Source organism: Pseudomonas sp. ICMP22404, from assembly GCF_006227205.1.
Taxonomy (GTDB): Bacteria; Pseudomonadota; Gammaproteobacteria; order Pseudomonadales; family Pseudomonadaceae; genus Aquipseudomonas.
In genome coordinates, this window is record NZ_VCNG01000003.1 from 137,626 (window position 1) to 150,714 (window position 13,089).

Consider the following 13,089-nt stretch of genomic DNA (forward strand, 5'->3'; position numbering starts at 1 on the left):
GACCGGCTTGGCGAAAAATGGCGCCGCAACGGACATAGATGGATTCATGAAAAACCTAAAGATCCAAAACCAGTCGCGCGCTCCTGGCCCGTGAGCAGCAAGGCGTGAACTGGTCATTACGGGCCCTCTCGGCATCGGTCAGGAACATGTCGCGATGCTCCGGCTCACCCTCCAGTACACGCGTCAGGCAGGTCCCACAGATGCCCTGTTCGCAGGACAGGGGAATGTCGATACCGGCCTCCAGCAGCACCTGGGCCACGCTGCGATCGGCAGGCACCTGCAGGCATTGCCCGGTGCTGGCCAGCTGCACCTCAAAGCCACCCACCTCATGGGCAGGTACAACGGCGGTGGCAAAGTATTCACGATGCAATTGCGCCTCGGTCCAGCCCTGCGCGCGCGCCGTGCCAAGTACGTGCTCCATGAAGCCATTGGGGCCACAGACATACAGGTGACAGTCGTCGGCCGGTGCGGACAAAACCCGTGCGGCGTCGAGACGCTGCGCCTCCTCGCCATCGTCCACGTGGATATGTACGCGATCGGCGAAGGTCGAGTGTCGGATGTATTCGACAAAGGCCATTCGCTCAGTCGAGCGAGCACAGTAATGGAGCTCGAAAGCAGCGCCGATCTGGGCCAGGCGCTCAGCCATGCAAAGTATTGGCGTAATGCCGATACCGCCGGCGAACAGCAGGCTATACCCTGCCCCATGCGCCAGCGGGAACAGGTTGCGTGGCTCGCTGATGTGCAGCCGGCTGCCTTCCTGCACTTGCTCGTGCATGGCCTTCGAACCGCCACGAGACACGGGATCGAGCAGCACACCCAGCCGATAGCGGTGACGCTCTTCGGGGTGATTGCACAGCGAGTACTGGCGCACCAAGCCGTTGGGCAGGTGCACGTCGATGTGCGAGCCGGCACTGAACGCTGGCAGCGGACGGTGATCAACCGTGGCCAGCTCGAAGCTGTAGATGTCCTCGGCTTCGCGATGCTTGTGGGTCACAATGACGTCGATCATCACTGGGTAACCACCGATTGTTCAGCGGTCGCCCGCTCAGACTCGATCAAACGACGCAGGACACGTCGGCAACGCACGGCGCCTGCATCGACCGGTAGCAGAACAGGATTAAGGCCGAGCAATTCAACCTCGCCGACCTGGCGTTGCTGCGCCTCGACCATGGGTTTGTCTTCTCCGGCGAAAATGCCGATCAGCATGTCCTGAACAAACGCATTCAACTGCACATTGTCTTGCTCGAAACTGCGAGTATTCGCGAAGAAATAATGGGTATTGCTTGCGTCCTGGGGTGTCATCAGATGCAGGTTCCATGTCACGGGCCCTTCTTCCCTGGGACGCCCCGGCGCAGTGGCGCCACTGCCCAGCAGCATCAGGCCAGGGGCGTGCCAGATGACTTCAGCCCAGACATCCGCCCGGGTCGGGTCCTCAAGATGCGCGCCGAAAGCCGGCGGAGGTACATCGTCAGGTGCCCACCAACTGATGCGCACGCGATCATCGGCCAGTTCCTCAACGCTGGCACGCACCCGTGACAACGCCCCGCCACCGAGCGTATCGGGGTGCAGGAAATCAACGTGACTCAGGTCCATGATGTTGTCGGACAGCAGTTCGTAGTGCGCACGGGTTGGTAAATACCCATGCCCCTTGGCGTGGGTTGGGGCTCGCTCGAGGAAAGAAAAATCAGGGATCAGCGCATCGTCGGCCCGGGTCGGATCGCCAGGCCACACCCAGATCGCCCCATGGAGCTCAACGACCGCGAACGTGCGCACGCAGGCGGCCTTGGGGATGTTCCCGTCGCCATGGGGATTGTGCGTACATTGACCACTGCCATCGAAATGCAAGCCATGGTATGGACACTGAACGCTGTCGCCGACAATCTTGCCCATATGCAGCGGGGCAAAACGGTGCGGGCAGCGGTCGGCGAGGGCCTGAATCGCACCCTGGCTATCGCGGAAGAACACGATGGGTTGCTCGACGATGGTTCTTCCAAGCAGGCCACCTTGCGCCAGCTCGTCTGCCCATCCAGCGATGTACCAGGTGTTAAGCAAATAAGTCACGGTGTTCTCCTCGTTGTTCTTATCTTCATGAAACGTCGAATGCGCAGGTCAGCGATTTGTATCTGCGGCAACCGCAACGGAAAGAGCAGAGCCACGGCCCCGCAACCGTATGCAGGCCAGGGCTACCAAGAGCTGGACGCCTGCGACGATGCCCAGGGCGGTCGGCAACGCACCGCTCACCGCGCCGGTGATAGCCAACACGGCCAGTGGGCTGATGAACTCGCCGGCGAAGAATGCCGCCGTGAAGCCGCCGGCGGCGCGGCCGCGTTGATGGAAGTCGACCTGAGCCATGATCCAAGTGATCAAGGTCGGCATCATCAGACCGATGCCCAAGCCATTGATCAGGACGGCGACCACCACCAACCCATGGCTACCGGCCGCCGCTATCAGTGCGCCGCCGATACCGGCCGTGGCGAAAGCCAGGAGCATTTTTCGATGCGCCGGAACACCGTTGAGCAAACGAAAACCCAAGGCTCCGGCGAGTACCCCAAGTTGATTCGCCCCCATGGTCAAGCCGATCTGCTGCGAGCCGTCGATATGCAGCAAATTGAGCAGGAAGCCGACTTGTACCGGCACGATGAACAGGCTCAGGCCCGCCAGAAACGCCAGACCATACAACGGCGCCAGGACACGCCAGGGAAACGCCTTTCTCGCCGCTGTTGCCGCTGCTACTTCACGCGCGCGCGGCTCCCATAGCAGCCAGGCCATCAACGGTAGAAGCACCAGCCCTAATCCATACAAGGCAAAAGGTGTACGCCAGCCGTGCTCGCCGAGCACGCCACCGACGGCAATGAAAATCGTCGCCGCCAGCGAGGTGGCGACCATTTGCAGGGCGAACATGCGCTCCCGCCGCGCACCGCTGTAGTAGTCACCCATCATCGTGGTACAGCAGGTCATGATCGCCGCCTCGGCCAACCCGATACCGGCACGGCTGATTACGATGGCCGGTAGTGACTCCAACCAGAAAGGCAACACTCCGCAGAGGGTGTAGAGAAGCATGGCGCCGATCAACAACGGCTTGCGCCCGAGCCGGTCGGCGATGACTCCAGCGACAGGCGCCAACAGGGCAATCATCAGCGCCGGTAACGTCAAGGCCACGGGCACCAGCACCGCCACGCCCGGTGTCTCGGCGAAATGCGCCTGCATGCGTGGCAACACAGGCGCCAGCAGCACCGCCCCCAGTACCGGCAAGCAACTGCCGAGCAGCAGTAACAACGACTGCGACAAACCCGCCTGACGTTCAACGTTCATCATGCACCTGCGCAGGTTGGGCCGCGGAAAACGCCATGCCGAAGGCGCTCAGACCGGCGATGAAGTCAAGCCAGAGAGGCTGTTGGAATAAATACAGGCGAGGCATGGCAATGTCCTTTTTTGTTATGGCGCGACTGGATTAGCCGCTGTCTGATCGTGATCGGAAGCCGTCTTGCTCGGCGAACGCGGCACCCTGCCCGCCTCCGCCACGGGGGGAAACAGCGGCACATTCATCGAGCGGCTGGTCTCATCCAAGAGGTCAGGTGCGGCCTGTCCCTTGCTCGCCCGCTTACTCGGCAACAGGAAGTGAGCCAGGGCCGGCAGCAGTACCAACGCCCCGACCATGTTCCAGACGAACATGAAGGCCAGCAGTACGCCCATGTCGGCCTGGAACTTGATCGGCGAAAGCATCCAGGTGGCCACGCCGATCGCCAGGGTCACACCAGTCAGCATCACCACCTTGCCGGTGGACAGCAGTGCCCGGTAATACGACTCCGACAGGCTCGCGCCCTGGCGCATGTGCCCGAGCAGGATGCTCATCACGTACAACGCATAGTCGACGCCGATGCCCACGCCAAGGGCGATCACCGGCAGGGTCGCGACCTTGACGCCGATGTTCAGCCAGACCATCAGTGCTTCACAGAGGATCGAGGTAAGCATCAGCGGAATCACCGCGCAGATCGTGGCGCGCCAGGATCGGAAGGTGATCAGGCACAGCAGGATCACCGCGCCGTAGACCCAGAACAGCATTTCGCGGTTGGCTTGCCTGACGACAATGTTGGTCGCCGCCTCGATCCCGGCATTGCCAGCAGCCAGGAGGAACTGGACGTCGTTGGTATTGTTCGCCACGGCGAATTGTTCGACGTGATCCACCAGGCTGCTCAGGGTTTGCGCCTTGTGGTCGGAGAGGTAGACGTAGAGCGTCAGCAGGCTGCAGTCTTCGTTGTACAGGCCGCGCGGCGCCCCGGCGGTTACCATGTTGAGCATCGCCTGGTTATTCTGCAGTTCGTACCACTTCGGGCTGCCTTCGCTCAGTCCGACCAGCATCCGGCGATTGAGCAGCGCCAGGGAATTGGTCGAATCCACGCCTGGCAAGGTGCGTAGTTGCCAATCGAGGGCGTCGACCTTGCTCAGGATGTCGTAGCGCGAGCAGGCGCTAGCCGGGGTCCTGACCATGACCGCGAACAGATCGCTGCTGGCGCCGTAGTGTTGGGTCAGAAACCCATCATCCTGGTTGTAGCGCGAGTCAGCCCGCAACTCGGGGGCGCCGGCGTCGAGATCACCGACTTTCAATTGCAGGCTGACCACGAAGCCAACGGTCGCCAGTGTCAGGCTCAAGACGATGCACAAGGCGGCCCAGCGACGTTGCGTGAACAAATCGAGGAAGCGCCAGAACCCATGGCGGCTCTGCCCGGCTTGTTCGGCATGCTCGCTCTTCAGACTCAACCGAGCCGCGCGGCGGCTGACACCCACATAGGAAAGCAGCACCGGTAGCAGGATCAGATTGGTGAAGATCAGCACGGCCACACCGATGCTGGCAATCATCGCCAAGTCCTGAATCACCTGGATCTTGATGATCATCAGCACCGCGAAGCCAACCGCATCACAGAGCAGTGCGGTGAGGCCGGCCAGAAACAAACGGCGGAAGGTAAAGCGTGCCGCAACCACACGGTGCATGCCACGCCCGATGTCCTGCATGATGCCGTTCATCTTCTGTGCGCCATGGCTCATGCCAATGGCAAACACCAGGAACGGCACCAGCACCGAATAGGGGTCCAGTTGATAGCCCAGCAACGGCAGCAGGCCGAGTTGCCAGACCACCGCCACCAGCGAGCAGAACACCACCAGCAAGGTGCTGCGTATGCAGCGGGTGTACCAGTAGAGCACCACCGCGGTGATCAGGATGGCCACGGCAAAGAACATCAGGATCTGCCGCAGGCCGGCGATCAGGTCACCGACTTTCTTGGCGAAACCGGTGATGCGAATGTCGATGCTGTCGCTCTGGTATTGACTGCGCAGCGACTCCAGCTGTTGCGACAGCCTGGTGTAGTCCAACGGCTGACCATCAGGGGTGCGCTGTAGCAGTGGCACGTGGATGATGCTCGAGGCCTGGTCGAAAGCCACCAACTGACCGATCTCGTTGGACAGCAGCACATTGCGCCGCAATGCCGCGAGGCTGGCGGCACCACCATCGTAGTTGTCCGGAATCACCGGACCGCCATCCAGGCCCGCTTCGGTCACCGCCACCCAGCGCGTGGCCGGCGTCCACAATGACTTCATGTACGCACGGTCGACACCGGGCAGCAGATAGATCGTGTCGCTCAACGCCTGCAAAGTCTTGAGGTAAGCGCTGTCGTAAATGTCGCCCCGCTTGTTGACCACGGCGATGCGCACCGCGTTACCCAGACCGCTCAGTTCCTGTTGGTGCTCCAGGTAGTTCGCGATGTAGGGATGTTGAGTGGGGATCATTTTTTCGAAGCTGGCGTTCAGCTCGACACGGCTGGACTGCCAACCGAGCACCAGCGTGGTCGCCAGGCACAACAGCAACACCCACAGACGATGGTTGAATAGGGCTCGCTCGAGTACCGAGCCGGAACGCGGATCAAAGTCATCGAAGGCATTCGCAGGAGACGGGGTGAAATGGCTAGGGGACGTCATGACCTCACTCCGAAGCGGCAGTGGATGGCTGCGCAATACGCTGCAGCCCAGTGAAACCGGCGACAATCAGGCTGCCATCGGCCGCCTCGACCAGGCTTGAAACAGGCCGCCCCAATGGCTTGCCCAGTGGCAGCAGCGCCGCCCCGATCTGCTCGGAATTGCGAAACAGAACACCGCTCTGGTTCACCAACAGCACCTGGCCGTCGGCACGGCGGGTGGCGTCGTTGAAGGAAATCGGCATGGGGACTGACAGGCGTTGGAAGCTGTCGCCCCCATCATTGGAGATAAAGGCGTTGCCCCTCAGGCCGCCCACCAACAGGGCACCATCAGCGCGGCTCTGCAAGGTGAAGAAACTGCCTTCGTAAGGGCTTTGCAGCTGATTGAACGAAACCGCACTGTCATCCGAGCGCGCCAGGTAACCCTGCTCGCCAGCCAGGAACCAGCGTGCCCCCTGGTGACTGATGGCGTACAGATGCATCCCGTTCGGGTTGGCGATGTGTCCCATCCGTGACTTCCAGGTGGCGCCACCGTCGGCAGTCCATAGCGCCAGTCCGTAGGCCCCCACGATCAGGCCGTGCTGTGCATCGATGAATTCGAGCGCCAGAAAGGGTTTGTCCGCGCCCTCGGCAACAAGACGTTCGGCACTTTGCACACGTAGCAATGCGTCATCCGGATTGGCAGCGGTGGCCTGGTCGGCCTTGGCTGCCTCCAGTTCGAGCTGCGCCGCGCGTGCACCGTCCAGTTGCAACGTCCAGTGCTCGCCCCCATCACGCGTAGCCAATACCACCCCGGCATGGCCGACGGCCCAGCCATTTTGTGCATCGACGAACTGCACCGCCGTCAGGCTGACCGATACCGGCACGGAGGCCTGGCGCCAGCGCAGCCCATTGTCGTCGGAAAGCAGCACCAGGCCCCGCTCGCCTACGGCCACCAGGCGTGTACCGGCCCGCGCCAGATCGATCAATACGCTTTTCTGTGCAGCCGGCACCACCATGGCCGGGGTGTTCAGCGGTGCGCCCACGGTATTTGACCCGGCCAGGCACTCGCTCATGGCAAAGGGTAAATACAAGGCCAAGAGCAAGAAGCCCGCCTGACTGATTCTGTTCATAGCCACCTCGGAATAACACTCACACCCCAAGGGCAGACCGACAGGCCTACCCTTCACGCTCAGCCCGGATTTAACGCACGCCACGTCCAGCCATCGCCGCAGGCGAGAACTCCGAGACCTTGTAGCGATCAACCGCGTGATACTGCTCTGGCAATCCGGCGTAGAGGTTCTGAACGAACCACGCACCGGAGGTCAGGTCATAGAATCCGGCAGACAGCTGCACCAGGCCTGGCAGGTCGGGCAATACGGAAGGCAGCGACCAGAGGGTCTTGGCCAGTTGGCCGCTGGCATCCCAACGGTCGCCGAGCAGGGCTTGCCAGGTGTCTTCGTCGAGGTAGTAACGGCCCTTGGGCAACTGGTGGCGCTTGCCAGCAGCCAAGGTTGACTCGACCACCCAGACACGATGCAACTCCCAACGAACGTAATCCGGGTTCAGATGGTGCTTGCCTAACAGGTCCTGTGGCTGGGCAGCGTTCTGCGCCTTGTTGGTGTTGTAGGGAACGTACATCTCCTGCTTGCCCACCAGTTTCCAGTCGAACCGGTCCGTTCGACCTCCCCACACGCTCAGCTCATCGAAGGACATAACCCCGGCGGTGGACGGCGTAGGTGTATCGCAGCAGGCGTTGGGCAGCGTGCGCACCCGACGCTGGCCACTCAGATAGACATGGGCCTGGGATTTATCGCCGTTGATGTTCTCACGCCCCAGGATCTGCTCGCCGGCACGAATCGCCGGGCCGAGATTGACAAAGTGCACAAGCCAGTAATCGCCCGAGTAGTTCTCAGGACCGCCCTCCTCGAAGTAGTAGGGCATTTCCTGGGTCAACAGACCGTCACTCGTCATCACCTGATTGCCATCGGCAGTCATCAGGTAGTGACGAAAATGCGCCGCCACCGAGGTACCGCGCCAGTTCAGCAGGTGGTTCCAGATGGCTTCGGTACCGTTCTGCGGAATCGGAAACGGGATCCCGCCATAGGCACCGTCGGGGATCAGGCCGGCGCTGCTGTTCACCAGTTTCGCGCGGGTCGCATTCTTGAACGTGTTGTCATAGACCCACTGCGGCGCGGCCGCCGTACGCCGGGTCGGATAGACATCGATGCGATAAGTGTCCGGGAAACGTTTGAACAGTTCCTTGGTACCGTCGCTGAGCTTGTCGGCGTACTTGGTCAGGTTCTGCGCGGTAATGCTGTACAAGGGTTTGTCCGCCGCAAACGGATCGCCGCGCTTGCCGCCCGGAACATAGGCCGGATCAACCTTGGTGTAGCCACCGTCCCAGGCCGGGATGCTGCCATCGGCATTGCCGGCTTTCTCGGCACCGAAGGGGGTCAGGGTCTTGCCCAGCGCGGCCGCCTGTTCGGCGCTGGCGGCCAAGGCCATCGGCGCGGCAGCGGCCAGCAGGGTTAAGCACAAGGCCTTTAGAGTGAACTGAATGGTCATGCGCAAATCCTCTTAGAACGTGGTCTTGACGGAGAAAGCCAGGTAGTCCCGGTCCTTCAACGACTGCTTGTAGTTGAACTGATTGGCGGCGTTGAGACTGGTGTCCTCGGGACCGTAGAAGTGGGTATAAGTCAGTCCCACGGTCACTTGGTCCAGATAGGTGGCAGAGACGCCAATGTTCATGTCCCCTCCTCTGTCAGGACCAAACCCACTGATCACGGCCGACTTGCCCATGGGGAAATAGCTGATGCCCAGCGGCACGCTGATATCCACGCCAGGGAAGAACTGGCGATAGGTCGGCGTGTAGACCAGTTTCAGGCCCAGGGCGTCGTCGGTGGCGTTAGGGTCAAGAGCTGCGCGGTTCCTGGTCACGGCCAGCAGGCGGTTCCAGGCCACCTCCCCTACCAGGCTGGCTTCATTGGCGACAAAGGAAGGACCCAGGGACGCCAAGACGTTGAGGTTGACGTGGGCCGTCCGGCCAACGGCATAGAGGGCGTCATCGTTGTTGTCCGCCTCGACGCCCGGCAGGACGGTCTGAGCGTTGGACACCAACGGCATGTTCCAACGCATCGATGCCTCGCCGGCAAAGCTGTACTCGTCGACGGAGGTCGCGAAACTGGCTCCCAGGACACGGATATCTTCCGGGTAAACCCAGGAGTATTCGCCGACTTGTCCGGTGCTGAAGTTCGGCCCGGTGGCATTCGGCTTCAAGTACAGCGTTGGGGTTTTCTCGTGATACTGGAGCGCATACAAACCGTAATCCGTCGTCCCAGTGTTGTATTTGAGCTGCAGGCCGCCCTGGCCGGAGTTCCTGGCCTTCTTGTCCTTGCCATGGAAAAACGCGGCCGGGCTATTGGCATTACCGCCAAGGAAATCGGGGAACGGCCCGCCAGTGATCAGCCGCTCATTACCGTCACCAATGGTATCGCTGGTGGAGAAATAGCTGCCGGCGCCCGGCAAGCGAGTGGCCTCCCACTCCAGCTGGTAGAAGGCGCCCAATGACACATCGTCAGTGAGTTGGTAGGTGGTCGAGAGTTGGTTGACCGGCCGGGTGATTTCCTTGAACTGGGTGTTGGGTACCGATTGCGCCTTGACCACGTCCACCGGTGCCATGGCACCGGCGATGCCGTTGCCGCCGAAGAACAGACTCTCCCCCCAGATCAGCCCGTGACGCCCCGCGCGAACCGATAAGGTACGGTCGGCCAATTCACCGTTCCAGTAGACGAAGGCATCCAGCAGTTCGCCGTCACCACCGTGCAACTGACGGGTATCGCTGGTGAACTCGTCGAAGCCCACCGAACGTTGGTTGGCACTGGCCGCGTCGTTGTTGTCGTTGCGGTCTTGGTAAACGGTGTCGTACCAAGCGGCACCGCTCAGGCGAGCACCGAAGTTGTGATAACCAATATCCATTTCGGAAAGGATATCCAGGCGATTGGAGATCAGCCCCTTGCCAAAGTTATGATCACCGTCATTCTGATTAAGCGCCGTCTGGCCCTCGCTGAGTTTGCTGCTGGGGTTCTTGAGGCGCCACGCCGCGCTGTACTTCAGCGTGTTGTCCCAACGCAAGCTGAGATCGGGATTACCGGTATCGATCTGAAACGCCTGGGCAGCCGAAGCACCAAGCCCCAGGCTGGCCGCGAGGGTCAGGGTGAAGGGGACACGCCGCGAGGCAGCGATCTTGCGAGTAGCCATCGAAGTAACCCTCTTTATTGTTGTTGTATGTCAGCTCTTCTGATGAACAGCGCCCGCCGTCGAGCAGGCCAAGCCTGCACGGGCATGAACATCCTTGGGAAAACGAAATCGGTCCTGCCGGCGCCTCAGATGGGCTCTGCCGTGATCTCGAGCATCCGCCTGACCAGGCCGATCCGATCGAAGCTGCGGTCGTGGGCAATTTCCTTATCGCCTGCCAACACCGAGCTTTCGCTGATGAATTTGCAACGCTCATAACGGCGCGCCATAAAGCGTTCGAGCTGCTGTTCGACGCTGCCACCGGCAACCAGCTCTTCGCCTAGCACAACAGCATCTTCAATGGCCATGCCAGCGCCTTGGCCCAGGTGTGGCGTAGTGGCGTGCACCGCATCGCCAATCAGCACGACACGACCGCGGTACCAGGGCTCGTTGACGAACACCACCTCCAGCGGCTTGTAGATCACCCGTTCGCTGTCGATTATTTGCTCGCGCAGCTCGCCGATCAGGCCAGTGAAACCACTCAGGCGCTGGCGCATCCGAGTCGCCAGCGTGGCGGCCTCCATCCTCGGGTTGGAGGGCTCATGGGAAGTCACGAACAGGTACATCTGGTCGCGACCCAGCGGCACCAGCCCGGCATTGCCGGCGGCTCCCTGGAAGGTGGCCAGATGATCGATTCCAGCGGCGCGCGGAAAGTTGTAGCGCCACACCGATTGGCCGGTGAAGCGCGGCAGGTACTGCTCGCCGAACAGCAAACCACGCATGTGGGAGTACAGGCCATCGGCACCCACGACCAGGTCATAACGGCCACGACTGGCATCGGTAAACAACACATCAACGCCCTCGCCCACCTGCTCCAGCGACTTGACGCTCAGGCCCAGACGGACCGGGACGCCAAGGGCAGCAACGGTTTCGCTAAGGACCCGATGCAGAGCCAGCCGCGAGATGCCGACGTTGGCTGGATACTCGGGGCCAGCCAGGCGCTGACCGGGGATTCGCGCCAGCTGTTCACCGTCCGTGGTATTGATGGTCACATCCTCAAACGCGTAGGCGGCGCCGAGGTAGCCGTCCAACACACCCAACTTGGCCATCTCGCGCACGACGTTACTCTGCTGGATGATGCCAACGCCGTAGACTGTCCACTGGGTCTTGAGCTCGACAAGATCGACTTCGATGTTCTTGCGACGCAAAGCGATCGCGGCACATAGACCACCGATACCACCACCGACGATAAGCACCTTTTTCACTGCGTTCATGCTCGTCTCACTCTTATTCTTGTTATTCACGCTAGCGTTCTGCCGGAGCGGTCCCAGGCTTCACTACCGGCTGTTTCTGCACACATTCGCTACCGCGTTGTGTTCACTTTCTCGGCAAAGCAGGCGTTTGACTAATCGCATGTAGGGATACGATGTATCAGCTAGCGCGATACGTTAACTAAGGTTCACACACTTCCAATTGACCCGCTTCGAGCACCAGCCAATCGGCCTCTGCATGCCATTGCAGCGCACTCAGGCGCTCCCCCAGGCAAGGCCCGTAGACACACAGGCCACTGTCCGGAAGGAACCGGGCACCATGGGCGTAACAGACGATCTGACGACCATCGACACTGAGAAAACGATCCTTGCGGTACTCCAGGCGCACCTCCAGGTGCGGGCAACTGTTGCGATAGACCCGAACCTCACCACCATGGCGCAGGGCGAACACACTGTCCTTTCCCGTGCCCAGAGGATCGAACCCGCGTGCCTGGCCTTCCACCAGTTCATCCAGGCGACAGAGCACAAAGGCGTCGTGACTCATGGGCGACATCCGCACTCAGACCTGCTTGGGCGGCGGACCGCTCGGGAACCATTTTTCCCTTGACGTGAACAGGAACAACTGCGAGTTATCCGCCGACAACGGCGCCTGGCGTGCTTGCCAGGCATCATCGTGTTTGTCCATGTCTGCGTCGTATTCGATGTGACAGCCCAACGGACTGTTGAAGTACCAGAACCAGTTGGAGCCAAAGAGGTGGCGGCCCGGCCCCCAGAAGCTGGTCCAGCCTTTCTGCTCGAAGCGTCGCCCGGCCAGCAGTACTTCCGTGCCGCTGCCCATGTGAAAGGTGAAGTGCTCGCAGCCCTTCATATGGGGTGGCGTCTGGATCATGAACAGGCAATGGTGATCATCGGAACCGGCCGGACGCATGAATGGGCCCGCACCCACGAAGGTATCGGTGGTCATGAAGCCCAGGCGTTTGTAGAAGGCCTCGGCCTTGGCGGCATCCGGCACGAAATACACCACGTGGGAGAGCGTCCGCGGCAAGGCCTTCATGTCGGGATTGATGCCCGGTTGGTTGACCGGACGCTGAGGGGCATGGCCCGGCGCATTGGTCAGGTCAGCCGGCGCAGTGTATGGACGCCGCACACTGATCTGGAAAGCAATGGCAAAGCCCATGTCGTCGACACTGTGCACGGAGCCGTTGGCACCGCGAGTCACCGGGCGATCACGCCCCAGCTCATCGGCGATGGCATCCAGGTCAGCCGCGCCGGCCACGCCATAAACGGTTTCACGAATCGAGGGCGCGGGCCCGATGGCTGTCGGCAGACGAGTATCGTCAGCTCGACGGATAATCACGGCAGTGCCATCAAGGGCTTCAAAACGGCCGCCCTCGCTGTCGACATCGACAGCTTGCAGGCCATAGTCACACAGGCAATGGGTACAGGCTTGGATGTCGTCGACGCCAAAAATCAAGGCATCAAGGCCGATAATGTTCATTGTTACCACTCCATTTAAATTTTCAGCGCAAGGCCAACACTCACTTACGGCAGCAGTGCCGATGCGATGCGCTGCGCTGCCAATGCTGGTTCCTGGAGTCGATAAAGCGTCACGGCCAACCGACTGCGTGCCGATACTG

General features: G+C 61.1%; 10 protein-coding genes. All 10 read right to left on the reverse strand.

Translation table 11 applies throughout. The annotated features are described in order from the left end of the window. Window positions 1-55 precede the first annotated feature (55 nt). Window positions 56-1,009 carry a PDR/VanB family oxidoreductase gene (locus tag FGE05_RS06610; protein ID WP_139642785.1) on the reverse strand — a complete coding sequence of 318 codons (954 nt, stop codon included), beginning with the start codon at window positions 1,007-1,009 and terminating at the stop codon, window positions 56-58. After that, window positions 1,009-2,061 carry an aromatic ring-hydroxylating dioxygenase subunit alpha gene (locus FGE05_RS06615; RefSeq protein WP_139642788.1) on the reverse strand — a complete coding sequence of 351 codons (1,053 nt, stop codon included), beginning with the start codon at window positions 2,059-2,061 and terminating at the stop codon, window positions 1,009-1,011. The genes FGE05_RS06610 and FGE05_RS06615 overlap by 1 nt, the downstream gene beginning before the upstream one ends. 48 nt (window positions 2,062-2,109) lie before the next feature. Beyond that, on the reverse strand, window positions 2,110-3,312 hold the full coding sequence (locus FGE05_RS06620) for an MFS transporter (protein WP_139642791.1): 1,203 nt from the start codon (window positions 3,310-3,312) through the stop codon (window positions 2,110-2,112). 123 nt (window positions 3,313-3,435) lie between these two features. Beyond that, on the reverse strand, window positions 3,436-5,970 hold the full coding sequence (locus tag FGE05_RS06625) for an RND family transporter (RefSeq protein WP_139642793.1): 2,535 nt from the start codon (window positions 5,968-5,970) through the stop codon (window positions 3,436-3,438). Window positions 5,971-5,974: 4 nt separating this feature from the next. Further along, on the reverse strand, window positions 5,975-7,078 hold the full coding sequence (locus tag FGE05_RS06630) for a YCF48-related protein (RefSeq protein WP_139642796.1): 1,104 nt from the start codon (window positions 7,076-7,078) through the stop codon (window positions 5,975-5,977). Between the two features lie 70 nt (window positions 7,079-7,148). After that, window positions 7,149-8,513 (reverse strand): DUF1329 domain-containing protein, encoded by a 1,365-nt coding sequence (locus FGE05_RS06635; RefSeq protein ID WP_139642797.1) that lies wholly within the window; start codon window positions 8,511-8,513, stop codon window positions 7,149-7,151. Between the two features lie 12 nt (window positions 8,514-8,525). Then, window positions 8,526-10,205, reverse strand: coding sequence for a DUF1302 domain-containing protein (locus FGE05_RS06640; RefSeq protein ID WP_139642800.1), 1,680 nt, complete (start codon window positions 10,203-10,205; stop codon window positions 8,526-8,528). 125 nt (window positions 10,206-10,330) lie between these two features. Continuing rightward, on the reverse strand, window positions 10,331-11,455 hold the full coding sequence (locus FGE05_RS06645) for an FAD-dependent oxidoreductase (RefSeq protein ID WP_139642803.1): 1,125 nt from the start codon (window positions 11,453-11,455) through the stop codon (window positions 10,331-10,333). 178 nt (window positions 11,456-11,633) lie between these two features. Continuing rightward, the gene (locus FGE05_RS06650; protein WP_139642806.1) at window positions 11,634-11,996 is read right to left on the reverse strand and encodes a Rieske 2Fe-2S domain-containing protein; all 363 of its coding nucleotides are present in this window, start codon (window positions 11,994-11,996) and stop codon (window positions 11,634-11,636) included. Window positions 11,997-12,011: 15 nt separating this feature from the next. Further along, the gene (locus FGE05_RS06655; RefSeq protein WP_139642809.1) at window positions 12,012-12,950 is read right to left on the reverse strand and encodes a VOC family protein; all 939 of its coding nucleotides are present in this window, start codon (window positions 12,948-12,950) and stop codon (window positions 12,012-12,014) included. Window positions 12,951-13,089 lie beyond the last annotated feature (139 nt).

What these genes read in the sequence shown, in the direction of transcription:
- FGE05_RS06610 (WP_139642785.1), bottom strand. Translation starts at nt 1,009, where the DNA reads ATGATCGACGTCATTGTGACCCACAAGCATCGCGAAGCCGAGGACATC.
- FGE05_RS06620 (WP_139642791.1), bottom strand. Translation starts at nt 3,312, where the DNA reads ATGAACGTTGAACGTCAGGCGGGTTTGTCGCAGTCGTTGTTACTGCTG.
- FGE05_RS06625 (WP_139642793.1), bottom strand. Translation starts at nt 5,970, where the DNA reads ATGACGTCCCCTAGCCATTTCACCCCGTCTCCTGCGAATGCCTTCGAT.
- FGE05_RS06630 (WP_139642796.1), bottom strand. Translation starts at nt 7,078, where the DNA reads ATGAACAGAATCAGTCAGGCGGGCTTCTTGCTCTTGGCCTTGTATTTA.
- FGE05_RS06635 (WP_139642797.1), bottom strand. Translation starts at nt 8,513, where the DNA reads ATGACCATTCAGTTCACTCTAAAGGCCTTGTGCTTAACCCTGCTGGCC.
- FGE05_RS06640 (WP_139642800.1), bottom strand. Translation starts at nt 10,205, where the DNA reads ATGGCTACTCGCAAGATCGCTGCCTCGCGGCGTGTCCCCTTCACCCTG.
- FGE05_RS06645 (WP_139642803.1), bottom strand. Translation starts at nt 11,455, where the DNA reads ATGAACGCAGTGAAAAAGGTGCTTATCGTCGGTGGTGGTATCGGTGGT.
- FGE05_RS06650 (WP_139642806.1), bottom strand. Translation starts at nt 11,996, where the DNA reads ATGAGTCACGACGCCTTTGTGCTCTGTCGCCTGGATGAACTGGTGGAA.
- FGE05_RS06655 (WP_139642809.1), bottom strand. Translation starts at nt 12,950, where the DNA reads ATGAACATTATCGGCCTTGATGCCTTGATTTTTGGCGTCGACGACATC.